General features: G+C 45.8%; 15 protein-coding genes. 7 read left to right on the top strand and 8 right to left on the bottom strand.

Annotated features, from left to right (window positions below):
• Nucleotides 1–112 precede the first annotated feature (112 nt).
• The 4 genes from LAY41_RS29040 to LAY41_RS29055 form a co-directional block, all read right to left on the bottom strand.
• Complete coding sequence (locus LAY41_RS29040; RefSeq protein WP_249105673.1) at nt 113–502, bottom strand: response regulator transcription factor; 390 nt, start codon at nt 500–502, stop codon at nt 113–115.
• Between the two features lie 36 nt (nt 503–538).
• On the bottom strand, nt 539–3,163 hold the full coding sequence (locus tag LAY41_RS29045; RefSeq protein ID WP_249105675.1) for a response regulator: 2,625 nt from the start codon (nt 3,161–3,163) through the stop codon (nt 539–541).
• A 134-nt stretch (nt 3,164–3,297) separates the two neighbouring features.
• Nucleotides 3,298–3,798, bottom strand: a complete 501-nt coding sequence (locus LAY41_RS29050) for a BON domain-containing protein (protein WP_249105677.1) — start codon at nt 3,796–3,798, stop codon at nt 3,298–3,300.
• A 131-nt stretch (nt 3,799–3,929) separates the two neighbouring features.
• Complete coding sequence (locus LAY41_RS29055) at nt 3,930–4,589, bottom strand: general stress protein (protein WP_249105679.1); 660 nt, start codon at nt 4,587–4,589, stop codon at nt 3,930–3,932.
• A gap of 609 nt (nt 4,590–5,198) precedes the next feature.
• On the opposite strand from LAY41_RS29055, the gene LAY41_RS29060 reads away from it, so the two are divergent.
• Both LAY41_RS29060 and LAY41_RS29065 read left to right on the top strand, forming a co-directional pair.
• Nucleotides 5,199–6,794, top strand: a complete 1,596-nt coding sequence (locus tag LAY41_RS29060) for a sensor histidine kinase (RefSeq protein WP_249105681.1) — start codon at nt 5,199–5,201, stop codon at nt 6,792–6,794.
• Between the two features lie 409 nt (nt 6,795–7,203).
• A complete protein-coding gene (locus tag LAY41_RS29065) occupies nt 7,204–9,864 on the top strand; it encodes a CHAT domain-containing protein (RefSeq protein WP_249105683.1) in 2,661 nt (886 codons plus the stop codon).
• 59 nt (nt 9,865–9,923) lie between these two features.
• Here the strand turns inward: LAY41_RS29065 and LAY41_RS29070 are convergent, their stop codons facing one another.
• Nucleotides 9,924–10,961, bottom strand: coding sequence for a chemotaxis protein CheB (locus LAY41_RS29070; protein ID WP_249105685.1), 1,038 nt, complete (start codon nt 10,959–10,961; stop codon nt 9,924–9,926).
• Nucleotides 10,962–11,323: 362 nt separating this feature from the next.
• The gene (locus LAY41_RS29075) at nt 11,324–11,518 is read right to left on the bottom strand and encodes a hypothetical protein (protein WP_249105687.1); all 195 of its coding nucleotides are present in this window, start codon (nt 11,516–11,518) and stop codon (nt 11,324–11,326) included.
• A gap of 109 nt (nt 11,519–11,627) precedes the next feature.
• Between LAY41_RS29075 and LAY41_RS29080 the strand changes: the two genes are divergently transcribed.
• The 4 genes from LAY41_RS29080 to LAY41_RS29095 all read left to right on the top strand — a co-directional run bounded on the left by LAY41_RS29080 (nt 11,628) and on the right by LAY41_RS29095 (nt 20,133).
• On the top strand, nt 11,628–14,084 hold the full coding sequence (locus LAY41_RS29080; RefSeq protein ID WP_275974463.1) for a two-partner secretion domain-containing protein: 2,457 nt from the start codon (nt 11,628–11,630) through the stop codon (nt 14,082–14,084).
• Nucleotides 14,085–14,136: 52 nt separating this feature from the next.
• On the top strand, nt 14,137–16,653 hold the full coding sequence (locus tag LAY41_RS29085) for a two-partner secretion domain-containing protein (protein ID WP_249105691.1): 2,517 nt from the start codon (nt 14,137–14,139) through the stop codon (nt 16,651–16,653).
• A gap of 390 nt (nt 16,654–17,043) precedes the next feature.
• On the top strand, nt 17,044–18,972 hold the full coding sequence (locus tag LAY41_RS29090; RefSeq protein ID WP_249105692.1) for a CHASE2 domain-containing protein: 1,929 nt from the start codon (nt 17,044–17,046) through the stop codon (nt 18,970–18,972).
• A 366-nt stretch (nt 18,973–19,338) separates the two neighbouring features.
• Nucleotides 19,339–20,133 carry a DUF928 domain-containing protein gene (locus tag LAY41_RS29095; protein ID WP_249105694.1) on the top strand — a complete coding sequence of 265 codons (795 nt, stop codon included), beginning with the start codon at nt 19,339–19,341 and terminating at the stop codon, nt 20,131–20,133.
• 118 nt (nt 20,134–20,251) lie between these two features.
• Here LAY41_RS29095 and LAY41_RS29100 read toward each other — a convergent pair whose 3' ends face one another.
• Both LAY41_RS29100 and LAY41_RS29105 read right to left on the bottom strand, forming a co-directional pair.
• Complete coding sequence (locus LAY41_RS29100; protein WP_249105696.1) at nt 20,252–21,730, bottom strand: UDP-N-acetylmuramoyl-L-alanyl-D-glutamate--2,6-diaminopimelate ligase; 1,479 nt, start codon at nt 21,728–21,730, stop codon at nt 20,252–20,254.
• A 65-nt stretch (nt 21,731–21,795) separates the two neighbouring features.
• Nucleotides 21,796–22,071 carry a glutaredoxin family protein gene (locus LAY41_RS29105; protein WP_249105698.1) on the bottom strand — a complete coding sequence of 92 codons (276 nt, stop codon included), beginning with the start codon at nt 22,069–22,071 and terminating at the stop codon, nt 21,796–21,798.
• A 203-nt stretch (nt 22,072–22,274) separates the two neighbouring features.
• Here LAY41_RS29105 and LAY41_RS29110 point away from each other — a divergent pair, with 203 nt between their 5' ends.
• Nucleotides 22,275–24,734 (top strand): Calx-beta domain-containing protein, encoded by a 2,460-nt coding sequence (locus LAY41_RS29110; protein WP_249105700.1) that lies wholly within the window; start codon nt 22,275–22,277, stop codon nt 24,732–24,734.
• Nucleotides 24,735–24,755 lie beyond the last annotated feature (21 nt).

A 24,755-nucleotide genomic window follows, 5' to 3' on the forward strand; every position in this document is an offset into this window, starting at 1 on the left:
AAACATTGTAGAGACGTTTCATGAAACGTCTCTACAGCCTATAGACATAAAGGGGGTAATCGTTGCGGATTTGGTATGACTGGTAGCCAATCTTTCTTCCCTACATCCTATTTCAATCTGTACTTGACAAACCGAGAACCTCTATGGATTTCTCCACTACACTTTTTGGACGAAAAGGCTTAGTCATGTAAAGATCCGCCCCCACATCATTGCCTTTCTGTTTATCAAACTCCTGCCCTTTGGCGGTTAGTATAATAATATAAACATCGTGCATTCCCAGAACATTTTTTACAGTATTACAAACCTCAAATCCATTCATTTTCGGCATCATCACATCTAGAAAAACCAGTTGCGGTTTTTCAGTCTCGATCGCCTCAAGTGCCTCCTCCCCATTTCTCGCCGTCAGTAATTCTACTCCCTCGTCTTCTAGCTTCTCAAGCGCTTGCTCCATCAAAATCAAGATATTAGGTTCATCATCCACAATTAATATTTTTTTAGTCATAAAACCCCCAACAAATTATACTTGAAATTGTAACTCTTATTCAAGTGGATCTTCTTTACTCTTGCCGAGTAAGACAAAAAAGACATTTTCCAGTCCCTTTTCAAACCGCAACGTCTTAACCAAATTGTGCTGCTCAGAAAAAACTGAATCTACAATAATCATATCAGGCTTAACCGATAAAGCCTTGTCTATACACTCCTGACCGTTGTAAGCCTCCGTTACAGCGTATCCTTGGGACTGCAATACTTCAGATAAAATTTTTACATTTGAAGCATCTTTATCGACAACCAAAACTTTCTTATTGGATATTCCTTGATCGAGGAGCATCCCAATATCATTAAGCAATTCTTCTCTGTTAATTGGCTTTTTTAAATAGCGATCGATACCCAGTCGATACCCCCTTTCTTTATCTTCAATAATTGACAATATAATAATCGGAATCCCCATCGTTTGGGGGTTGTTCTTCAGGACAGCAGCTACATCAAAGCCGTTGATTTGAGGCATCATCACATCCAAGACAATCAAGTCTGGTTTGGTAGTTTTCACCTGAGTAATGGCGTCCATTCCATCTTTAGCTTCTTGGACTGCATACCCCTCAGCTTCTAGTTCCTGCCTGAGCAATTCGCGAATGTGAGCGTCATCATCGACAACTAGAATAGTTTTAAAATTATTAACTGGAGAAGGATCTGTGTGGACGATACTCTCTTTCAATTGCCTGACTATGGTATTGATATTCAATTTTTCTACTTCAGCAGCAATGCGAAGACTGATAGGTAATGTGAAGAAGAAAGTACTGCCAAGACCAAGATCGCTTTCCACCCAAATTCTGCCGCCGTGATGTTCCACAATCTGCTTGCAAATTGGCAGTCCCAAACCTGTTCCTTTTGGTTTGTCTGTCAAGGTTTCACCTACTTGCTTAAATTTTTCAAACACCTTGGGTTTGTCAGCGGCGGCAATACCGACGCCCGTGTCAATCACACCGATCAGTATCTCATTTTCTTGTTGTCTGGCTTTCACCGTACAAGAACCTGTATCTGTAAACTTGATAGCATTGGAAATGAGATTGATAAAAACCTGGAGCAGGCGATCGCGATCGCCCATCACGTCAGGCATTCCAGATTGAACATCTTTGAGCAATTCAATATTTCGGCCTTCAAAAAGAGATGAAGTAGCTGCGATCGCACGATCGATAATATCCTCGATTCCATAAGGCTGCATCTGCCAATCAATCTTCCCGGCTTCCATCTTCGCGATATCCAAAACGTCATCGATCAAAGAGGTTAGTCGCTCGGCTTCAGACACAATAATATTGATATTTGTCCCTACCTGGTTGACAATCTTTTTGGTTTGGCGATCGTCGGCTTGAATCAAAGGAAAAATTCTTTCGTCTAGCTTGTCCTTAATCAGGGAAGCAAACCCCAATATTGAAGTCAGAGGCGTCCGCAACTCGTGGGAGACAGTGGAAATAAAATCGGTCTTCATGCGATCGATTTCTTTCTCTACGGTGATATCTCGAATTAGAATCACCGCACCCAACGTTTCATTGCCAGCATCCTTCAAAACATCTTTTGCGATCGCAGTTGCCAAAGCTTGACCCACCCTACCGTTCCTCAGTTCGATCTGGGCCGTAAAAACTTCTCTAGGGCGTCCCTGCGTCTGTTCCACCAGTTCTGCCACCTTTGGATTAGAGAGTACCTGACAATCTCTACCCATCACATCAGTATCATCTAGACCAAACATCGCCAATAAAGCCGGATTAAATCGTGCGATTCGGCAGTCTGGATCGGTCACAAGTAGGGCATCTGCCAAATTGTCGATAATCGCACTCACATAAGCCAACGTATTCTCTAATTCGTGGCTTCGCGCCTCTAAACCCTGCAACAAGCCGCCAATTTGAGTTGCCATTGTATTGAGTGTAGAAGCTAGCACCCCCACCTCGTCCCTAGATGGCTCTACTGCCCGCACATTTAAGTCGCCACTCGCCATCAGGCGGGCAGTTTGAGTTATTTGAGTCAAATCGCGAAGGATTTGAGACACCATCAAAAACGCCACTGGAACTGTCAGCAAACTCAGGATCAGCACCACAAATAATAAAAATTGACTCTTTTGAGCGCTGTCTGCTATTTGTTCGTCTACCAAATTAGCTAAACTATCTAGCTGATTTGCGATGAAATTGCTTAGATTGTTGATATCTGTAAGATATTCCTCTCTTCGCTCCGGGGTAGCGGCTAGATAATTTTCCACAGTGCGTCTATAAATCCGCCATGTGTCTTCAACTTTCTTAAGTTGGGCTAGTATAGTCGGATTGGCTCTAGCACCCAATCCCAATTCTTTTGAACCCCCATGCAATCCGATTAGCCAGCGATCGAACTGCTCCATTTCCTCCTTGATGGCAACATCTAAGGCAACCTGGTCTAGAACGTTTGTCTTCTGAGTGCGGATATTGGCCATGTAAGCCAGCTTGAAAGCAGTGCCACGCTGGGAAGCGATCTTGGTACTCAGGGGATTAATGTCGATCGCATGATTGAGCGCTAGAGCCCCAATGCCCGCAGCCATCAAGTTGATTCCTACCAAACTGGAAAACAGCAGACTCAAGCGGTGACGAATACTCAGACCGAATCCACGCTTACGGATACTTTTGATACCGTTTTGCGAATGCAACTTGTTACCTTGAATCTTGATGAACTCGCTAGCTTCAATCTTATAACAAAGTGCTTACCCATAGATGTAGGGGCAATTCATGAATTGCCCCTACGTTTAGGGAACTGAAAACCGCTGTATTACTGGCCTTACTTTTATTTTGCGGTCGCAACTGTTGCCTTCACAGTCACGCTTTTGACACCTTTAATTTGCTTCGCCAAACCTTCAATCTTAGCTAAGTCTTGCTGGGTAGGAACCGTTCCGGCTACGGTTACAGCGCCATTTTCAGCGTCAACTGTTATCTGACCTTTTGGTATATTTACCTCTAGCTTACTGCGAACTTCGCTTGCCAGATCGCCATTAGCTCTGTCGGCGTCCCCCCCAGTAACATTGTTGCGCTGCTCTCGTGCGCGAATATCAGAATTTGCTTGAGCCTTGCGAACGTCACTTTGGGCGTCCTGCTGGGTTGCTTTGACCGAATCTGCCTCTGGAGCTTTGTTCATTTGGTCAGAGGTATTAGTAGCGCTGGAATTTGTGTTACTATTGCTAGTTTCACCAGTCTTATTAGGAGCGTCAGCACTTGTCTTAGCCTTTTCGCAAGCAACCGCGCCAAACATTAGGAAGCCGCTGAGGATAAATAGAGTTAGCTTTTTCATTTTTTTCTTCCGTTTTGGAACTACTAAAGATTTATGTTCACCGTCTTGTCAAATTGAGAATAGAATTGGGCAAGTACATTGCTAAATGACTGACAAAATTCTGCCAGTCAATCAGCAGGCACTTTGTCAGACTATAGAACTTCGTCCCGACGATCGATAACAACTACTCGGTCGTCGATATTGCCAACATTATCGCGACGGTCAACAGCGCCAGTAGTGTAGTCGGCGCCAGAGGTATCAACACCGGGACGATCGTAGATACCCCACTCCTGAATGCCCCTGCGACTTAGAATTGTTTCAGCGCGACCGATCTCATCGTCGGTGCCATCTACCATTACTAGATAGTCGCCGTGAGACACGCGATCGCTGTAAACTCTGGCCCTTTCTTCAGGAACTCCCAAGCCAATCAAGCCACCAATCAAGCCGCCAGCAGCTGCACCGATCGCACCGCCAGAAAGGGCTGTCGCCAGAGCCGTTGCAGTAGCTCCCGCTAGCATAACAGGGCCTATACCGGGGATTGCTAATGCACCGAGACCGACAAGTAAGCCAGTTAAACCGCCGACTGCACCACCTGCTAAAGCACCTTTTTTAGCGCCATCGTCAGCTTTGGTGTCATCGTTGATATCCCGCACGTTGGCGTCACTAAAGCGATCGTCGCCATCTACGTCTTTGGCAATCAAAGACACCCTATCCATCTGAAAACCTGCATCTCTCAATTCATGGAGAGCATCTTCCGCATCGCGACGATTAGAAAATACACCAACTGCACGTCTGTTGTGACCTTGAACCATTTTTCCTCCATCCGCGAGCTTCCATAAGGGACTTAAAAGCAAGCGTAAATATAAATATGTTTTTTTTATTAGTCCCATTTTCAATTATGGGTTTTTTAGCTTAAATAAGCATCCACCGCTAGGTGTAAGTTCCTCTCTATCAATGGAGGGATAGGGTAGATTGAAGAATTGAAGAATTGAAGAATTGCTATTTGTCATTTGTTTGCTAATGACCAATGACCGGCACGACAGGGATATACACGGATGCACTGATATATATAGCTATGATATCGTGTCCGTTTGCATCGTTAGTACATGAGTGATATCCTCAAATTGTTTGTTGTCATCGTTAGTTAAAATTTTACCGCAGATGAAGACTCTGGAACGCAGATAAACGCAGATAAGAATAAGAACACAAATTTTTTAAGTAACCGATGCGTAAGGAAATCATATGACTAATGACCAATGACCCTACTTAATAGCGGAGATTACGAACTATAAGTTCGGTTATACCACCCCGGTCGGATGACAAATGCCGATAACCTCGTATGTAGTAGAGCTGTTTAACGTCCAGCTCCACTATTGTTGTAATTACTGCTGGTTACTTGCAGTCTTTGTGGGTGGATATCCGTGTATAAGTGGTTACTGCCAACGCTAAGTGAAGTTTTAGCCCAAAGTACAGAAAATGGGGCCCAAGATGCTGTATCTCAGACAAGGTGGAAGGCTGCAACCGAAACTGACACTCAGCAGCCCTCCAAGAGTCGAATTGCTTTGCAGCGCTTGAAATCAGAACAAGAATGGTGCGGTGCTAGAGCAGCTTTGGAGGATTTGCTGCGATCGACTTTAACACCCAATTATAAGGGCGATGCAGACGAGCCGATGCCCCAGGGATTGATTTTAGCTGGCCCTGGGGCCGTTTTGAGCGATCCATCTATAAATTCTGGCTTCCAAACTTGGATTTTCAGCACCCAGCTGGCTAATCCTGGCGTTTGGATGCCGTTTCAGCTGCCTCCTGCCTCATTGGGCGAGATCAAGAAACACAATTATGGTAATTTGCTACCTTTGCTGCCTGTCGATCCTCTGGCGGCTGAACAGTTTTGTTTAATATTAACTGCTAGTTTCAGCTTGGTGATGGTGTTGGGAGAAGATCCCACTTATCAACCGGCTTTTATGTTTTCTTTCGATCCAGCGGTTGTCCAACAAGCTTGGGTATCGCTGAGGAATCGAATACTGCTGACTTGTCCCCATTACATCAATCAACTGGATGCGTTTTCTCTACAGTTCCCTCCCACCGCACCGGATTACCGAACAGTGATGGAGTTTACACGGCTGTTACTGAAACATCTACCGCAAGAGGACGGACGCCGGGGCGATGGAGAGCAGAGGAACGCAGAAACAGAGGAGTTTCAAAACGCAAAACTTTCCCAATCCTCAATTCCCGATTCCCGATCGCTAAAATCAGACGATGTGGAATTGTTGCAGGCATTTGCACATGAAGTCAGAACGCCTCTGACAACGATTCGCACCCTGACGCGACTGCTGCTCAGACGCAAGGATTTGGCGACTGACATTATTAAGCGGTTGGAAATTATCGATCGCGAATGTACCGAGCAAATCGATCGCATGGAGTTGCTTTTCCAAGCGGCAGAATTACAAACATCAACTAAAGAAACTAATCCCATTCACCTCACGCCGGTGTCCCTTGCCCAGGTTTTCCAGGAAAGCTTGCCGAGATGGGAAAAACAGGCTTCAAGGCGCAATCAGACCCTGGATGCGATCTTACCTCAACATATGCCCCAGGTAGTCAGCGATCCGACAATGCTCGATCGCGTTCTCACCGGCTTGATTGATAATTTCGCCCGCAACCTCCCCGCCGGTAGCCATATCCAAGTCGAGGTGATGCCAGCGGGCGATCGGCTGAAGTTGCGACTTCAGCCACATAGTGGCGGCGTAAGTTCTGAGTGCGAAAAGGCTCTGGTGCCGCAAGCAGCAGACATTCAACTAACGCGGAAGTCGATCGGTCAACTCCTGATATTCCAACCAGAAACAGGCAGTCTGAGTCTCAACCACACGGTTACCAAAAATCTCTTCCAGGCACTGGGGGGCAAACTGATTGTGCGCCAACGACCCCAACAGGGCGAAGTGCTGACCATTTTCCTGCCTTTGGAACCTACCAGCACGTCCATTCGGTGGGAACGGGAAAATTATAATGATCTCCCGTGCTAAAACCCACTCCCTTTAGGGATGGGATACAGCGCGGACTGCACCATTAGGTGCAGTCAGGATTGAAAACAATTGCATTGTTGTGGAATTAATGTTATGTTACTGTAAGTCTAATCTCCAGTTTCACACCAGCCTAAAGACTCTGCCACAAAATTGGCAAGGTGCGTAATGAAATCTAGCGATTTCGTGGTTTGAAAATATAGAACTGATAAGTACACAACAAATACGGTAGGGCATACCGAAATTAACGCTTGTGGAGAGAAGACCCTCTACTTAAACCTGGAAACAGTTCTTGAAGCTTGCGTCACTCGTTGAAGCAAGAATCCTACCGCCTTTAGGGGTGGGAGTGTCAAGCAGTAAGTCAAGTGTTAGCGGTTAATATAGAATTTAACTGACTTATAACCGCTAACAAATGAAAATTTTACGGCGTCTGCTTAATTGGAATTTATTATTTTTAGCAGGTTTCCTGCTTTGTATTTTACTAGATACAGCTGGTTCCGCATTGCAGGTAAAAGCTGGAGATATTGAAAAAACGCCAGTTTCAGATTTAAGCTCTCAGCAAATTAGAGAATTTAATCTAAAATCTGACATCTCCAATGTGCAATTTTCTGTAAGCCAGTTGGTAGAGCGGGGAGAGCAGCTTTATGAAGCTGGCAAATATACTGAAGCCATTACCCTTTGGCAACAAGCCCTTGCCGGGATTTCTACCCCACAGGAGCGAGCAGCGGTTTGCCGCAACTTGGCTGCTGCTTTTAGGCAAATTGGACAAATAGAGCCAGCGATCGACCATTGGGAGCAAGCAATTAAAATTTATCGGCAAACAGGCTCTAGCACTTCTCGCATCGAACTAGGTAGATCGATCGCAGAGCAAGCCCAAGCTTACAGCGAACTGGGACAGCACAAACGAGCCATTAACCTTTTGCAATCTGCTATCCAAATTTCACAGCAAAATCAAGATAAGCTCACTCAAGCAGCGGCGATGGGAGGCTTAGCCAATACCTATTTTGCTCTCGGAGACTACGAAAAAGCACTGTCTTTTCAACAAAACAGCCTGAAAATAGCTCGTGAATTGGAGCAAGGGAGTAGGGTAGAGGGGGAAAGCTCCAAAATTTTCCAGTCAAGAGTCCCCAATTACATCCAAACTGCGCTCAACAATTTGGGGAATGTTTATGCAAAGCGAGCCGATCGATATCGTTATCAAGCTAATGTAGCTGACTTAGAAGGCGATGAGCGAGAAAAAACTCGATTGCTCGATTTAGCACAACAGGATATTGCTGCTGCCAAACAAGCATTTGAAGAAAGCATTCAACTAAAAACAACTGATGCCGTAACAGTACAAGGTTTGCTGAATTTGAATCGCTTGCTACAGCGAAGTGCTACGGTGTTGAATCCAAAAGTGACGCCCTCAGTTAATTCAGATATCATTACTAGCAATCGTGCCCAAGCTTTAGCGTTGCTGGAAAAAATGCCTGAGTCGCGGGATAAAGCTTATTCCTTAATTAATTTAGCAGTAGATGCAGATTCAGCGAAGGCTGCAAAACTATTGGCTAATGCGATCGCAGTGACGAGAAATATTGGCGATACTAGAGCAGAATCTTTTGGTCTTGGTAGTTTAGCACAAGTGTACGAGAAAGCCAATCAATATAAGGAAGCATTAGATTTAAATCGCCAAGCTCAATTTGCCGCCCAAAAGGTGAACGCCGTTGATAGTTTATATCGGTGGCAATGGCAGGCAGGGCGTATTCTGAGAGCAACTGGTGAAACAGATCAAGCAATTTTGTATTACGAACAAGCGATCGTTTCACTTCAGAGCATTCGCAGCGATATTCTGGCGGCTAATAAAGACTTGCAATTTGACTTTCGCGATTCTGTAGAACCAGTTTATAGGCAAATGATGGGGCTGCTGTTACAACCGACAAATAACAGGGAGATTTACACTAAAAACTTAAGTAAGGTTTTAGATACTTTAGAGTTACTTAAGTTAGCAGAACTGCAAAACTTCTTTGGCGATGAATGCGTGCAAGTAGCCAAAGATAATGCCTCAGCGGATGGGAATATAGCAGACACTGGCGCAGCGGTAATTTACTCAATTATTCTGGACGATCGCACAGAAATGATTATGCGATCGCCCGATGGTCAGCTAAAAGGTTATCCTGTAGCAATGGGGCAAGATATCCTTCAGCAAGAAATTGACAGATTGCGCCTGTTGCTAGAAAGTCGGGCTACCGAAGAATATCTTCCTCAATCCCAAAAAATTTACAACTTGCTAATTCGTCCGATCGACAAAGATTTGGAATTAGCAAAGCCGAAAACACTTGTCTTTATTAACGATGGCGTCTTGCGAAAAGTGCCGATGGCAGCATTGCACGACGGTAAGGAATTTTTAATCCAAAAATATGCGATCGCCACAACACCTAGCCTCAGTCTAACTGCCAGCAAAGCAGTACAACGACGCGAACTCAAAGTTTTAAGTGTCGGCTTAACCGTTGAACGTCCACCATTTGCCGCCCTGCTCAATGTAGCTGCGGAAGTAACAGAAGTTCAAAAAATCATGGGAGGAACCAAACTCCTAGATAAAGATTTTACCATATCTCGCTTAGAAATAGAACTGCGTCAGAATAATTTTCCAATTATTCATATTGCTACCCACGGCAAATTTGGCGTAGATGCTGCAAGTACTTTTCTAGTAGGATTTGACGATCGAATCAGCATCGATCAAATTGATAATTTGTTGCGATTTACCGGACGAAATAGAGCGAGAATAGCAAACAAACAACCCGTAGAACTGCTAACATTAAGTGCCTGTCAAACAGCAGCAGGAGACAATCGATCCTCTTTGGGAATTGCTGGCGTTGCCGTTCGCGCCGGAGTCAAAAGTGCCCTGGCGACGTTGTGGTTTATTAACGATGAAGCTACTGTGCCACTGATTGAAGAATTTTACACCCAGCTGCTTCAACCTAACATTACAAAAGCAGAAGCATTACAAAAAGCCCAACTGAAATTGATTGCTTCAGACGACTACAATCACCCGGCTGTTTGGTCGCCATTTATTCTGATTGGAAATTGGTTATAAAAAATGGTGAGATAGGGAATCAAAATGAACATTGGAAAGAAAACTTTATCGTGGATGAGTTACTCTGGCTGCTCTTCCTCTGCTTCAGCAATGGTTCGTTTCGTGGCAAAGCCCTTGAGAATAATGCCTCTAATTAGTGATACTTCGGCATCCAGGCTTTTGGCGTGATCTTCGTATTTTGCTGCCGCACTTTGTAAATTGTAATTTTTCATCCGCCCAGACATTTGACGCGAGAACGTGACCTTTTCCTCCATTGCCCGAACAGCCGACCACAAAGCATTTTCAATATTCTGAGTTTGCTCTGATAGAAACACATTAGCCGTAAAGGAGTGTCCTATGTGACAGCGAAACCGGACTGGCTCTTCTTTCCCAATTTGCCAGATACTGCCGTTGCATTCAGGGCAGGTGTAAGTTGTCCGAGTTCCGATCGCTTCTACATTCTCTAAAAACTCCTGGGTATTCATTTGCTGTTCAGCAATCCTGGATTCAATTTCGATCTCTTCGGTCACGGGGTATGCCTCCTCAGTTGCGGGTTGATTCGACAACTGCACTAGCAGGTCTGGGATTTCTGCAAGCGGCAGGCAGCGATCGACCTTCACATACCGCAACGCATTCTTTGCCATGCTGGGGTATTCTGCTTCTTTCGGGTCTTGAACGATCGCCACTCCGCCCTGTTTCTTGATTGCCTGTAATCCCACGGTGCCATCATCAAGATAGCCAGTAAGCACCACACCCACCACCCTTGAACCATAAGCACGGGCGGCTGAACGAAACAACGCATCGATCGCGGGTCGAAACCTATTTTCTTGAGGGCCACGCACCACGCGCATTGAGCCTTGATTGACCAACAGGTGATGATCGGGCGGCGCGACGTAGATTCGCCCTTTTTGAATTGGCTCTCCGTCGGACGGGTGAGATGCCGGGAGAGAGCCTACATCTGCAAGAATTTTGGGAAGAATACTGGGCTTATCGGCTGCGAGGTGCTGAACAATAAAGAGGGCAGCATCTATGTCAGTAGGCAGAGTACCCACGAGCGCGCCCAGTGCTTTGAGTCCGCCTGCCGAAGTGCCAATAACGATAATGTCGTGTCCCGGCATAAATTCCTTTTTTTTAGTGAATGAAAGCAGCCCAACGTTATCTATGTCTAGTGAATGTTTTAGCACAACTTCGCTTATGTTTAGCAGAAGTGACAAAATGGTCTTCGTCCAACGAATTGCGGTAGTCTTCAATGACAGGCTATGAGGAGTTGTTATGCTTTTGTTCAAAAAAATAACATTTTTATTCCTCTGCTCCCCTGCTCTTCTGCACAAGCGCTCAAGAACTCAAATAGCATAGTAAATACGGAAGATCCGTATCTCTATGAATCACGGAAAGACAATTTTGCCTATCGGCGCATATCCCAGGAAAAGGTGGGCAGCCGATCGCAGCACACTTTCAGAATAGATAATCTTTTGTATGTTTAGACTTGGCGCAGGTTTTGCGGTGGCATTGTAGGTTGCGATTTCCCCTTCCAGCTAAAATCGCTATGAGTGCGGTAGTGGTCATTGTCGTGCATTGTCTGGAAGATGAAGTTATAGATGGGATTAAAACCCAGGGTTGTGTCATAATTTTCGGCAGACACGCAGAGATGACCTTGCTGGATATCGGCAAACATCTCTGCGGCATTGTAACGCGCATACCATGAGAATTGTAGATTTAGCGGGGTACTCTGAAACTCACTCCAGAGCCAATCACAATTGACAAATAACAATCATGCAATTACAATGAAAAAATTAAAACTTTTTGTTTTCCCATTAGCTTTTTTCATTTTTAATGCAAGAGTTCAAGCGCAAATTGTCCCCGACGCCACCTTGCCAGTGAATTCTATGGTTACTCCACAGGGCGATACCAGCTTAATTGAAGGAGGCACAAAAGCAGGCAGCAATCTATTTCACAGTTTTCAACAATTTTCCGTTCCCGCAGGCGGCACCGCATTTTTCAACAACACTCTCGATATTCAGAATATCTTCACTCGCATCACTGGGGGAACAATTTCTAATATTGATGGTATTATTAAAGCTAACGGCACTGCTAACTTATTTTTGCTTAATCCGAATGGGATTATTTTTGGGCCTAATGCTCAACTGAATATCGGCGGTTCTTTCCTTGCTAGTACCGCAAGTGCGATCGAGTTTGCAGATGGTACAAAATTGAGTGCCGCATCTACTCAAAACACACCTTTATTAACAATAAGTGTACCTATCGGCTTACAATTGGGTGCCAATCCCCAGTCAGCATCTATTCTCGTTCAAGGATCGAATCTCTCAGTAGAAACTGGCAAAACTTTAGCGTTATTGGGCGGGAATATCACAATTTTTGGTAGCACAAATCCTTTTTATAGAGGTCTAACTGCGGGTGGTATTCCTTTAGCCATAGTTGCAGGAAATCCAGTCGCGACTACACCAGGAGGACGTATTGAAATAGGCAGCGTAACTGAAGGTAATATAAGTTTAACAGCTACTCAACTTGGCTTGGCTTTAGATTACGCAGGCATCGAAAATTTTGGTAATATCCAAATGTCTGGTGGCGCTACAGTTGATACCAGCGGGACTGGCGGGGGTGAAATCCAGATCGCAGCGCGTAATTTGCGACTCAACGAAGGTTCTCGCATTACATCTATTACCTTGGGTGGCGATGCAGGCAGAACTATCACGGTGAATGCTTCTGAGTCAGTGGAAATAACTGGAACAGGAGAATACGCTCGAAATGTGCTACAGTTTGTTTCTGGAAGTGTTAGTTCCGATAATCTTCGCAACGGCTTCTTTACTCTCAGTTTTGGTTCGGGAGCGGCTGGTAATATCTTAATTAATACTCGCCAGTTTAATGCCAGCAACGGCACATTTGTAGCTACTTCAACTTTTGGCCTCGGTAAAGGTGGAGATGTCACCATAAATGCGGCAAATTTAGTAGAATTGAGGGCATCTTTTGTAGCAACGGGGACTGGCGTTGGTGATGCGGGTGCGGCGGGAAATTTGACGATTAATACCCGCAATTTTAGAGGGCGAGATAACGCCATAGCGACAACTTCTAGTATTGGGGCAGGTAAGGGAGGACAACTGACGGTAAATGCAACGGATGCTATAGAATTGATTGGTAGCAATCCGATTCCGCTTGCACCGGGTGTCCGGGTTTTTACTGGCTTTTTTACCAGTGGTTTGGGTACGGGAGATGCTGGTGCGTTGGAGGTGAATACTGGGCGGTTAACGGTGCGATCGGGTGCGGGATTAGCCGCGAGTTCTTTTTTTCAAGGAGGCGGGGGGAATATCCTTATTAATGCCCCAGATGTGGTAGAATTAATCGGCAGTTCGCCCGATGGTACGGCTCTCAGTTCTGTAGCGGCAGTAACTGAGCCAGGATCGACAGGTAATGGGGGAAATCTCACATTAAATACGGGAAGGTTGGTTCTTCAGGATGGGGGGAGACTCAGCGTTCGCAGTCGAGGTATGGGAAGGACAGGTGATTTAAATGTGACAGCTGACCATATTTTGATGATTAATGAAGGGGGATTTGAAGGAACGGCTGTATCGGGTGAGGGTGCAGATATCACTGTGCGATCGCGTTCTTTGCAAATGTCGGACAATAGTTTTATCTCCGCTACAGCAGGTACAGAAGATAGTACGGGGAATGGTGGCAATATCATTATCACCACAGATACATTAGTAGCACTGAGAAATAGCAATATTACTGCCAATGCTTTCAAGGGCAACGGGGGTAATATCCAAATTAATACTCAAGGCATCTTTAATACTCCAGATAGCTCCATCACCGCTAGCTCTAACAGCGGCGTCAGTGGCGTCGTAGAAGTTAGAACCCCCGATTCTAAGCTGCAAAATGCTTTAGCACCCCTTTTGACTAATTTTGTGATTCCCGATACTCTCTTAACCAAGGGTTGTCTCGTTGGTGGCGGTAGAGGAGAGGGAAACTTCACCTTCACTGGTACTGGCGGTTTACCTAGCAACCCCTACGATTCTCAATCCAGCTGGTATCCGGTAGCGCCAGTGCGAACAGTCGCGAACGGGAGAGCGAGAGAAAGGGTGAGTGAGGGAGAATATCCTATTGCCGATCGAATTGAGGAAGCACAGGCCGTAGTCGTAACGCCAGATGGACGGACTTTGCTGGTAACGGAGACCCAAAAAAGAGCGATCGCTAATGCACAAGATTTAATTTGTGGGTCAAATTAGATACTGAAGGAATAGGTGGGCTAAATTATCAGAAGATCGTTATATCATTAAAATGACTATTTCCAGAAAGTATTGGAATTGGACGATCGGGCTGGCGAGTATATCTCTGTTTGGGGGAGCGATCGCAACTTCTAGCTTTGCAGCTCAAGCCCAAGTTATCCCCGATACCACCTTGGGATCGGAAAACACTCGCCTCACAACGACAAACGGCAATTATCAAATCGATGGAGGTGCGACGCGAGGACAAAACTTGTTCCACAGCTTCAGCCAGTTCTCCATCCCCAGAGGTTCTGGTGCTTACTTCAACAACGATGCCGTCAATATCCTCAATATTATCAGTCGCGTCACTGGGGGATCTATTTCCAATATTGACGGTTTGATTAGAGCCAACGGCAGTGCTAACTTATTTTTGATTAATCCTAGTGGAATTATCTTTGGCCCTAATGCCTCATTGAATATCGGCGGCTCATTTATCGGCAGTACCGCCAGCAGCATCAAGTTTGCGGATGGGAGCTTTTTCAGCGCCACCACTCCCTCTGCACCGCCCCTACTGACAATTAATACACCGATCGGCTTGGCATTTGGGCTTAATCCGGGAAATATTCTCGTCCGGGGTGCAGGTAACAATCTCAGCTTCAATCCCGTTACTTATACGATCGAGACAAATGACCGACCCGTCGGACTAATGGTATCACCCGGTCAAACTTTAGCCCTATTAGGGGGTGATGTGACCTTGGAGGGAGGAAATCTCACAGCATTTGGGGGACGAATCGAATTAGGGAGCGTTGGCGCGGGCAGTTTGGTGACGCTGACGCCACTCCCCCCAACCTCTCCGTCAACTGGCGCTACTATATGGGCTTTGGATTACACTGGCGTTGACAATTTTCAGGATATCCGTCTAGCAATCGCCGCATCTGCCGATGCCAGTGGCGAAGGTGGCGGCAATATCCAGGTTGTCGGACGGCGTGTGACGCTAACTGAAGGCTCAGCTATTTTGGCACTCACCTTGGGTGCCGAAGCGGGGGGAACACTTAGCGTTCGCGCATCAGAGGTGGAAGCTCTAGGTTCTGCTGTCGATCGTCTGTTTGCCAGCGGCTTGTTTACTTCAGTCCAAGTTGGAGGCACAGGCAAGGCGGGCAATTTAACGATTGAAACCGATCGCTTGCTATTATCTGATGGGGCAGGGGTAGTAGCTGATACCTTTGGCTCTGGAGATGCTGGCAATTTAACTGTCAGAGCAACCGACATTGTGGAACTGATTGGCACTATACCGGACGATCGGCTTCCCAGCGGCTTGTTTGCTTCAGTCAATCCAGGAGCTACAGGCAATGGGGGCAATCTGACGGTGGAAACAGCTCGCTTGCGGGTTGTCGATGGAGCAGCGGTAGCAACTGGTAGTTTTGGCTCTGGAAAAGCCGGTTCTGTTACCGTGCGGGCAACCGACACCGTGGAACTGATCGGCACTTCTCCTAACGGTTTCTATCCTAGCGGCTTGTTTACTTCAGTCTTACCAGAAGCCACAGGCGATGGCGGCAATTTGCTGGTGGAAACAGCTCGCTTGCGGGTTGTCGATGGGGCACAGGTATCATCTGAAACTACTGGTTTTGGAAAAGCCGGTGATTTGACCGTCAGAGCAACGGGTGCAGTGGAATTGATTGGTACTTCCCATGACGGTCAGTTTAAGAGCGGTTTGCGTGCTTTATCTACAAGCGACTTGGCGGCGGGTTCTTTGAGGATTGAGACTCTTAGTTTGACGATCGAAAATGGCGCTGAAATAACGGTCAGCAGTACGGGCTTAGGAAGCGCAGGCAAACTAACCGTCTATGCCGACTCTATCCTACTTTCCAACTCTGGCAGCTTATCAGCTGAAACCAAAGCGGGCGGCGGTGATATTAACTTGTTTGCCTCCTCCTTAATCTTGCGCCAAAGCAGCAATATTACTACTAACGCTCAAGGCAAGGCTACAGGCGGCAATATCACTATCAACGCAGACACCTTAGTCGCTTTGGAAAATAGCGATATCAATGCCAATGCACAAGACGCCAGCGGCGGTAAAGTTACCATCAACACACAAGGCATCTTTGGCACCCAGTATCGCCCCGCATCGATTTTAGATACCCCAGAAAGTGACATTACTGCTTCTTCTGCACGGGGAGCCGAGTTCAGCGGCACTGTGACTATCAACACCCCCGATGTTAACCGCGTTTCTGGATTAGTCGAATTATCCCAAAATGTGGTAGATTACACCGGACTGATTAACCAAACTTGTTTTTCAAGAGCTACACGCAGTCGCTTTGCATTTACCGGCAGCGGTGGCTTACCGAACAACCCTTACGACGCTCTGGGCGGCTGGTATTCTCTGGCGAGAGTCTCTGGGATGGGGGGAGTGGGGGAGCAAAACAAACCCTTTGCCAATGCACCAGTCCCCAGTTTCCCCCTGTCTTCCCCAGTCACTATTGAGGAAGCACAGGGTATTGTTGTGACGCCAGATGGACGCACTATGCTGGTAACATCAAACCAGATGAGTGCGATCGCATCTGCCCACAACTTAATTTGTCACTCATCTTAATCTATAAGCATAGCTAATTCTTTAAATTATTTTGTTTTAAAATTTCAATGAAAACCACCTCTCAGAGCCAAAAAATACTTGATAACAGTTTGCAACTATTGACGAATCTGCGCCATTTGAGGTATATTGAGAAAAATAATAATTGCCCTAACTATACCAAAAATCTAAATCTCCCTATTCCCACAGTCTGAAACCCTTGCATTGTCTATGGCGATCTTATGGCCACCCGTGAAAAATCAAAAATTTCACTACGATCGCGAAACTTTTTTTCGGCAGCCTATTGAACAAATTTGGAGAGGAGCATTGACAAATTTGCCATTTAATGCAGCAAACGATCTCGCGACAAATTAATGAGAGGGGGAGAGGGAAAAAACTTCGGTTATCCCAATTATGCGGGCTAAACTGAAACGGAAAATTTGGGAGTGGCGCAGCGTTTTACTCACTGCCCCCACTGTAACGGGACTGATTATTATCTTGCGCTTAACAGGCTTGTTGCAATCTTTGGAATGGGCAGCGCTTGACCAATTTTATCGTCGGCGTCCACCAGAGGCGATCGATGACCGAATTGTCATAGTCGGCATTGATGAGTCGGATCTAAAAAAGATTGGCTCCTGGCCGATTTCAGATGAAATACTGGCTAAATTGCTCTTGAAGATCAAAGCACAGCAGCCAAGAGCGATCGCTTTGGATCTGTATCGAGATTTGCCAGTCGAACCCGGTCATCAAGCATTGGTCAAAGTGTTTGAATCTACGCCAAACTTGATTGGAATTAAGAAAGTCGTGGGAAATGAGCGTGGCGTTGCCATTTCTCCGTCGCCGGTATTGAGTCGCCTGGGTAGGGTGGCAGCTAATGATGTCGTGCTAGATTCGGATGGGAAAATTCGTCGGGGCATACTATTTCTGACGCCTGAAAATCAAAACCCCATAACCAGTTTGGGGTTGCGGATGGCAATGATTTACCTGCAAGCTGAAGGCATTACCCCACAGTCGGCGCAAAATGGGTTTTTGAGGCTGGGTAAGACAGTGTTTGTGCCGTTTGAAGCGTCAGATGGCAGCTATGTAGGTGCAGATGCGGGTGGCTACCAAGTTTTGTTGAATTTTCGGGGGCGGGGAGACAATTTTCCGACTGTTTCGATGACGGATATCTTGGAAAATCGGATACCCGCAGATTTGATGCGCGATCGCGCAGGAGCGCCGCTTCGCGATCGCATTGTCTTAATCGGTCCTACCGCCGCCAGCCTCAACGATTTCTTTTATACTCCCTACAGCGGCGGTCTCAGCGATGCAGTGCAACGCATGACTGGAGTGGAAATACACGCTCATTTAACTAGCCAAATCCTGAGTTCAGCAATAGAAGGACGTAGCCCGATTAAAACTTGGCCCGATCCGCTTGAGTATGGGTGGATTTTTTTGTGGTCTTGGGTTGGTGCCGTTTTGAGTTGGCAGCTGCAAAGCTGGCGGTGGACGGCTTTCTCTGCACTGGTTGCTATTTCGGCTTTGCTGGGCGGTTCTTTTTTAGCGTTTTTGAATAGTTGGTGGATACCAGTGATTCCACCAATACTGAGTTTTTCAGGTTCTGCTGTGGCGATCTTGGCTTACATTGCTCAGATAGAGCGACAAGACCGAAAAACTGTGATGAATTTGTTTGGGCGTCATGTCAATCCCCAAATTGCTGAGGCGATTTGGCGCGATCGCGACCAGTTTCTCAATGACGGACGCCTTAAAGGACAAAGGCTAACAGCAACGGTGGTGTTTACTGACCTGAAAGATTTTAGTACTATTGCCGAGAATCTCGACCCGGAAGTGCTAATGTCTTGGCTGAACGAATATATGGAGGCAATGTCCCAGTTGGTTTTAGCGAATAGTGGTGTGGTCGATAAATTTATTGGCGATGCAGTTATGGCTGTGTTCGGCGTTCCCATTCCCAGCACCACAGAAGATGCGATCGCCAATGACGCTAAAGCAGCTGTTCGTTGCGCTTTGCAAATGGGGGCTACCTTAGAATTACTGAATGAACTGTGGAAAACTCAGGGACGCCCCACAGTTGCCATGCGCGTAGGTATTGCCACCGGCACAGTCGTTACCGGCAGTCTCGGCAGTTCCCAAAGGCTAGACTACACAACAATTGGCGATAGTGTTAATGTGGCAGCGCGGCTAGAAAGTTATGATAAATCCCTTGATGGTGGTCTCTGCCGGATTTTGATCAATGAAGAAACTTATCAGTATATTCACGGTTCTTTTCCCACCAAGTTGATCGGTAGCGTACAACTCAAAGGACGCGAACAGCTGACACCTATTTACCAAGTCCTACTTGAGTGACTTACTCCTTTGTTGCTCAAAGAATATCTTTTCGGTTAGTCGGGGAGTGGGGGAGTGAGAATCATAGCTAAATTGCGAATCGATAATCTTACAGCGGTACGGGAGTAATTCCCTTGGCCAAATTATTATTGCTTATATAGCGATCGCAATTATTCCATTACTTTATATGATTAAGAAAAATTTTCATTAATACTTTACATACCGCTATCTATAAAACTGTTATACTGCTTAAGTAAACATAGAGTGCCCTATTCTCGAATACATAAAAAATACCATATATAAGAATAGGGTGAGGCTTTCTAGGATGCCTAATCCTTCGTAACATCAAATACAATTTTTAAAGTCAAGAGGGGGATATGTTTAGATATGTTTCTTAAAGCTCGCAAATTAGCCACAGTACTAGGGGGAGCAGCATCAATTTTCTTGATGCCAGCGATCGGCTCATGGAATGCCGCTTTAAATCAAACTTTTAGGTATCCCTCAGCCAATCTGGGTTTAAGCTCTGTAGCTTGGGCAGATACTCCTGTTCAATACGTTCCGCCCAGTCGGGGAACGCCTAAAAATAGCGTAGGTGCTGGCTCGCGGGGATGTACTCAGTCTGTACCAGTCACGTTAGCTTTATTGGTTCCCAAAGACCACAACGGACAAACTGTATCGGGTCATCCCACGTTTTCATGGTATGTCTCTGATAAGACATCGGTGCCGGTAGAGTTTGCGTTAGTAGAACCGGGGGTACCAAAACCCTTGTTCGTCCAACAAATGCAGGTATCCCAAAGCGGTATTATTCAGGTGCAATTACCCAAAGAATTACCAGAACTCGCTGCCGGGAAAAAATATCGCTGGTCGGTTTCCCTGATTTGCGATTCTAACCGCCCCTCTAACAATGTTTTTGTGCAAAGTTGGGTTGAGCGCGTTTCTCCTAACCCGGAACTGGCTCAAAAACTGGCGATCGTAAAAACAGACGATTCTTCTGTACAGGCGGTGCGAGAAAATGCCAGAATCTACGCTCAAGCAGGATTGTGGTACGATGCTCTGCAAGCGCTTTCAACTGGCTATACTGCTAATCCCAACGATCCATCTATCAAGGCTGATTTTCTCGCGCTACTGACTCAGGGTGGATTGACTCAGATTTCAGCAATAGAACGCTTAGCGCAACTCTAAGGGCTAGGGGAAGAACACTAATTCAGTAATCGTAGGGGCGAAGCAAACGGGTGTGGAAATCTAGGATAAGACCGATAGATTTTTTACCCGAATGCTTCGCCCCTACAAGCTAACCCACTCAGCACTCAGATAGGGCTGCGCGTGCTTGTTCTCGATCGTCAAAGTGGATTTTTTCGGTGCCGAGAATTTGATAATCTTCGTGACCTTTGCCAGCAATCAGAACTCCATCTCCAGCTTGGGCTTCTAGAATGGCGGTGCGAATGGCTATGGCCCGATCGCATATCACTGTCGGATTAACTGACTTTGGAATACCAGCAAGGATATCTTGGAGAATCTTCTCTGGATCTTCCGTGCGCGGGTTATCCGAAGTAACGACTATTTTATCAGCCAACTGAGCGGCGATACCACCCATTTTAGGACGTTTGGTGCGATCGCGATCGCCTCCACAACCAAACACGCAAATCATCTTTCCCGGTATGAAAGGACGTGCCGCTTTCAGTAAATTTTCCAAGCTATCCGGCGTGTGGGCGTAATCTACAATTACACTGATATCTTGGTCTGGACTAATTTGTACCCGTTCCATCCGTCCTGGTACGCCTGGGAATTCCGGTATCAAAGATACCACAAATTCTAAATCCAAACCGAGATGTAAAACTGTTCCCACTGCTGCGAGTAAATTCGCTAAATTAAACTGACCTACCAGCGGCGAACGGAAAGCAATTTCCCCTTTGGGAGTATGCAGTTTACCGCTAACACCAGTTGGTTCATAAGTTAAATCGCTTGTCCACAAATCTGCGGTAGAATTATTTACGCTATAACTCCAAACCTGGTCTGGCTTTAACTGAGAAATCAATCGCTGACCGTAAGGATCGTCCAAATTAATGATCGCACGACCTTTGAGATAATCGGAATTAAACAGTAAAGCTTTGGCGCTAAAGTAATCTTCCATATCTTTATGGAAGTCCAGGTGATCCTGAGTCAAGTTAGTAAAAACAGCGACATCAAAAGAACAACCCATTACTCGTCCTTGGGATAAGGCGTGGGAACTAACTTCCATCACTGCCTTTTGACATCCATCTGCGATCGCTGATGCTAGTTGTGCTTGTAATTCTACAGCAAAAGGGGTAGTATGGGTAGCAGTTTGCTCAAATCCCGGCCAACGCGCATAAAGCGTTCCCATTAAAGCAGTAGGTTGCTGGGCTTTATTGAGGAAAAATTCAATTAAATGGGTGGTTGTGGTTTTGCCGTTAGTGCCCGTAACCCCAATCATATTCAACTTTTGGCTGGGATAATCGTAAAAAGCATTTGCCACTTGGGCACAAGTTTTAGTCATATCACTAGTTGGGATAACGAGAGATTCTCCCCCTGCTTTCTGGGCGGCTTGGGGAGAAACGAGGGCGGCGACAGCACCAGATGCGATCGCGCTGGGCCAAAAATCTCCCCCATCTACCCGCGTTCCTGGCATTCCGATAAAAAGATCTCCAGGTTTGCAAGCGTGAGAATTAGTCTTCAAACCAGTCACTTCCAAGTCTATAGCCGATTCCTTGGGTAACTCCACTATACTGGAAACCTTTGCCAATATATCTCGCAGTTTCATCTTAAGAACTCCTCACAGCAAATTCGGTGATCAGTGGTAGTACCATTATGATTACCCATTACCCATTACCCATTACCCATTACCCATTTCTGTAGCATAAGCTCCAACTGTCGCACCGTGGCGCGAGGCGAAGGGCGCGGTAGTGGTTCTTCCACGTCTTTACGTTCAGGTCTAACTCGGAACAGGACGGGAATTTCGTATTGAAAAGCACTAAACCAGTCGTCACGGGTAGTAATATCCCGTACTTCTAGTTCAAAGTCTAGACCTTCAATCTGTTCTAGCTTTTCTTGTAAACCTTCGCACAAATGACAACCAGGTTTGCTGTATAAAATTAATCGCATTGGCCTTAAGAACTACAGGGATAAATAGCCATTTTAACTATCCAGGTACACCCAATGTTGGGGGGGCGGGGGCAAAATAAGTATTTTTGCGTAAGTCCTAAGTATTTTGTCCGTAAACAAGCTTCCGAGGGATGTAGGAGTTTTGATCTAGATATAGACACTGCGATCGCAAATAGATTTAACTGTCTTGAGGAGAATGAAAAATGGCTAATATTTTTGGCACTTTAGGAAACGATACACTTATTGGCACTCCAGAAACAGATTTTATTTTAGGTGATTTAGGCAATGATAGTCTACTTGGCTTAGACGGAGATGACCAACTCAACAGCAATCAGGGAAACGATACCCTTGACGGTGGACAAGGCAACGACCTAGTACGAGGCGGTAAAGACAACGACCTTATTTTAGGCGGAATCGGCAATGATACTTTATATGGCGACCTTGGTAGCGATACCCTCAGAGGTGGCGATGGTGACGACTTGTTATATGGCGACCAAGGAATAGAAAATAACTTTGGCGGCGATGGCGATGATGTTTTAGTTGGTGAACTTGGTAACGACACCATCTTTGGATTAGATGGTAATGACAGTATTTTAGGCAATGAAGGTGCAGATGTAATTAATGGCAATCAGGGAAACGATAGTGTTTTCGGTGGAGATGGTAATGATTTGCTACGGGGTGGAATAGATAATGATCAGTTATTTGGAGATAGCGGTGAAGACACTTTATATGGTGACTTAGGCAATGATACCGCCTTCGGTGGAGAAGGAAAAGATCTCATTTTTGGTATCCGAGGCGATGACTTACTTTTTGGCAACGAAGACGATGATGTAATTAATGGCAATCAGGGAAACGATACTATTTTTGGTGGAGATGGTAATGATGTCTTGCGGGGTGGTCGAGACAATGATTTGGTTTTCGGAGATAAAGGTAATGATTTTCTCTATGGCGATAGAGGTATAGATACTTTAACTGGCGGGGATAGTAATGATATCTTCTTTTTGCAAAGGGAAATAGGCGGTACTACTTTAGCGGAATCGGATATTATTACTAATTTTGCTAATAATGCAGATAAATTGGGGTTAATTGGTGGGTTAAGTTTTGCCAATTTGAATATCTTTCAAGGAACTGGGAATAATGCTGCCGATACGATTATTCAGGATAGTCTCAACAGTCAGTTTTTGGCGGTTTTGAAAGGCATTGACCGGAACACGATTGACGCCACTGATTTTACGATTCCCGGTACATTAGCATTTAGTAATCCAACTTTCCGGGTGAATGAGGATGGCACGCCGGTAACAGCAGTGACGGTAACTCGGACAAATGGAAGTGATGGAGCAGTGAGTGTTACTGTAACTTCGAGTGATGGTACGGCTACTGCACCAAATGATTATAACAATAACCAAATTGTGGTTAATTTTGCCAATGGGGAAACGAGTAAAACTGTAACGATTCCCATTGTTAATGATACTGTGGCTGAGTATACTGAGAAGCTCAATTTGAGTTTGGGGAATGTCACTGGTAACGCTGAAATTGGTACGCAGAATACGGCGGTTTTGGAGATTGTGGATAATGATGCTGTGTCTGTGCCGAAACTGACTTTCCAAAATCCGAATCCCAACATATTTAACGGTTTCGGCCAATCAGTAGCGGCGGTAGGTAATAACGTCCTCATTGGGTCACCTTATGACAACACGGGCGGTACTGTCGCTGGGGCGGCGTACTTATTCGATGGAAATACTGGTGGGCTGTTAAGAACTTTCCTCAACCCAAGCCCAAACGACGGTGATAACTTCGGCAGTTCAATCGCAGTAGTCGGGAATAAAGTCCTCATAGGAACACCGGGAGAGAAAGTTGGCTCGAATACCGTCGGGACTGCATACTTGTTTGACCTCAGCACTGGGGCGTTGCAGGCAACATTCCTAAATCCCGCACCACAACAATTTGCTCCCTTCGGAGCTTCCGTAGCAGGGGTAGGTAATAACTTTGCGATCGCAGTTCCTTTTGGTGGTACAAGCAATTCTTATGGGACAGTCTACTTATTCGACGGCATTACAGGGGCACTACTTCAGACTTTCCAAGACCCAAATCCAAATTTCTATGGTTTTGGTCAGTCAATCGCAGCAGTGGGCAATAACGTCCTTATTGGAGCGCCTTATGACAATAGAGGGGGAGGAATTTCGTTCCCTGGCTCGGCATACTTATTTGACAGTGTTTCAGGTGTGTTGTTGCAAACTTTCCTCAACCCGACGCCAGAAGAATTTGATTTATTGGGCACCTCGGTAGCAGCAGTGGGCAACAATGTTCTGATCGCCTCAGCAAATGACAACACAGGTGGTGACAACGCTGGGGCAGTATATCTATTCGACAGTACGACAGGTGAGTTGTTGCAGACTTTCCTTAACCCGACTCCGAATAGTTTTGAATTCTTCGGAGGCTCAGTAGCAGCGGTAGGTAATAACGTCCTCATTGGCACACGTTATGACAGCACGGGCGGTTTTGAAAGTGGGGCTGCGTATCTGTTTGATAGTACTACTGGTGCGCTGTTACAAACTTTCCTTAACCCCACTCCGAATGATTATGAACACTTCGGCCAATCAGTAGCGGCGGTAGGTAATAACGTCCTCATTGGGGGAAATACAAATGCTGTCTATCTGTTCTAGAGCTAATAAACCGGGTTTTTG

This window comes from Argonema galeatum A003/A1, assembly GCF_023333595.1.
GTDB classification, from domain to species: domain Bacteria; phylum Cyanobacteriota; class Cyanobacteriia; order Cyanobacteriales; family Aerosakkonemataceae; genus Argonema; species Argonema galeatum.

Bases quoted from the DNA above. Each gene is read 5' to 3' on its own strand.
- LAY41_RS29040 (WP_249105673.1), bottom strand. From the start codon at position 502: ATGACTAAAAAAATATTAATTGTGGATGATGAACCTAATATCTTGATT.
- LAY41_RS29050 (WP_249105677.1), bottom strand. From the start codon at position 3,798: ATGAAAAAGCTAACTCTATTTATCCTCAGCGGCTTCCTAATGTTTGGC.
- LAY41_RS29055 (WP_249105679.1), bottom strand. From the start codon at position 4,589: ATGGTTCAAGGTCACAACAGACGTGCAGTTGGTGTATTTTCTAATCGT.
- LAY41_RS29065 (WP_249105683.1), top strand. From the start codon at position 7,204: ATGAAAATTTTACGGCGTCTGCTTAATTGGAATTTATTATTTTTAGCA.
- LAY41_RS29070 (WP_249105685.1), bottom strand. From the start codon at position 10,961: ATGCCGGGACACGACATTATCGTTATTGGCACTTCGGCAGGCGGACTC.
- LAY41_RS29075 (WP_249105687.1), bottom strand. From the start codon at position 11,518: ATGTTTGCCGATATCCAGCAAGGTCATCTCTGCGTGTCTGCCGAAAAT.
- LAY41_RS29080 (WP_275974463.1), top strand. From the start codon at position 11,628: ATGAAAAAATTAAAACTTTTTGTTTTCCCATTAGCTTTTTTCATTTTT.
- LAY41_RS29085 (WP_249105691.1), top strand. From the start codon at position 14,137: ATGACTATTTCCAGAAAGTATTGGAATTGGACGATCGGGCTGGCGAGT.
- LAY41_RS29090 (WP_249105692.1), top strand. From the start codon at position 17,044: ATGCGGGCTAAACTGAAACGGAAAATTTGGGAGTGGCGCAGCGTTTTA.
- LAY41_RS29095 (WP_249105694.1), top strand. From the start codon at position 19,339: ATGTTTCTTAAAGCTCGCAAATTAGCCACAGTACTAGGGGGAGCAGCA.
- LAY41_RS29100 (WP_249105696.1), bottom strand. From the start codon at position 21,730: ATGAAACTGCGAGATATATTGGCAAAGGTTTCCAGTATAGTGGAGTTA.
- LAY41_RS29105 (WP_249105698.1), bottom strand. From the start codon at position 22,071: ATGCGATTAATTTTATACAGCAAACCTGGTTGTCATTTGTGCGAAGGT.
- LAY41_RS29110 (WP_249105700.1), top strand. From the start codon at position 22,275: ATGGCTAATATTTTTGGCACTTTAGGAAACGATACACTTATTGGCACT.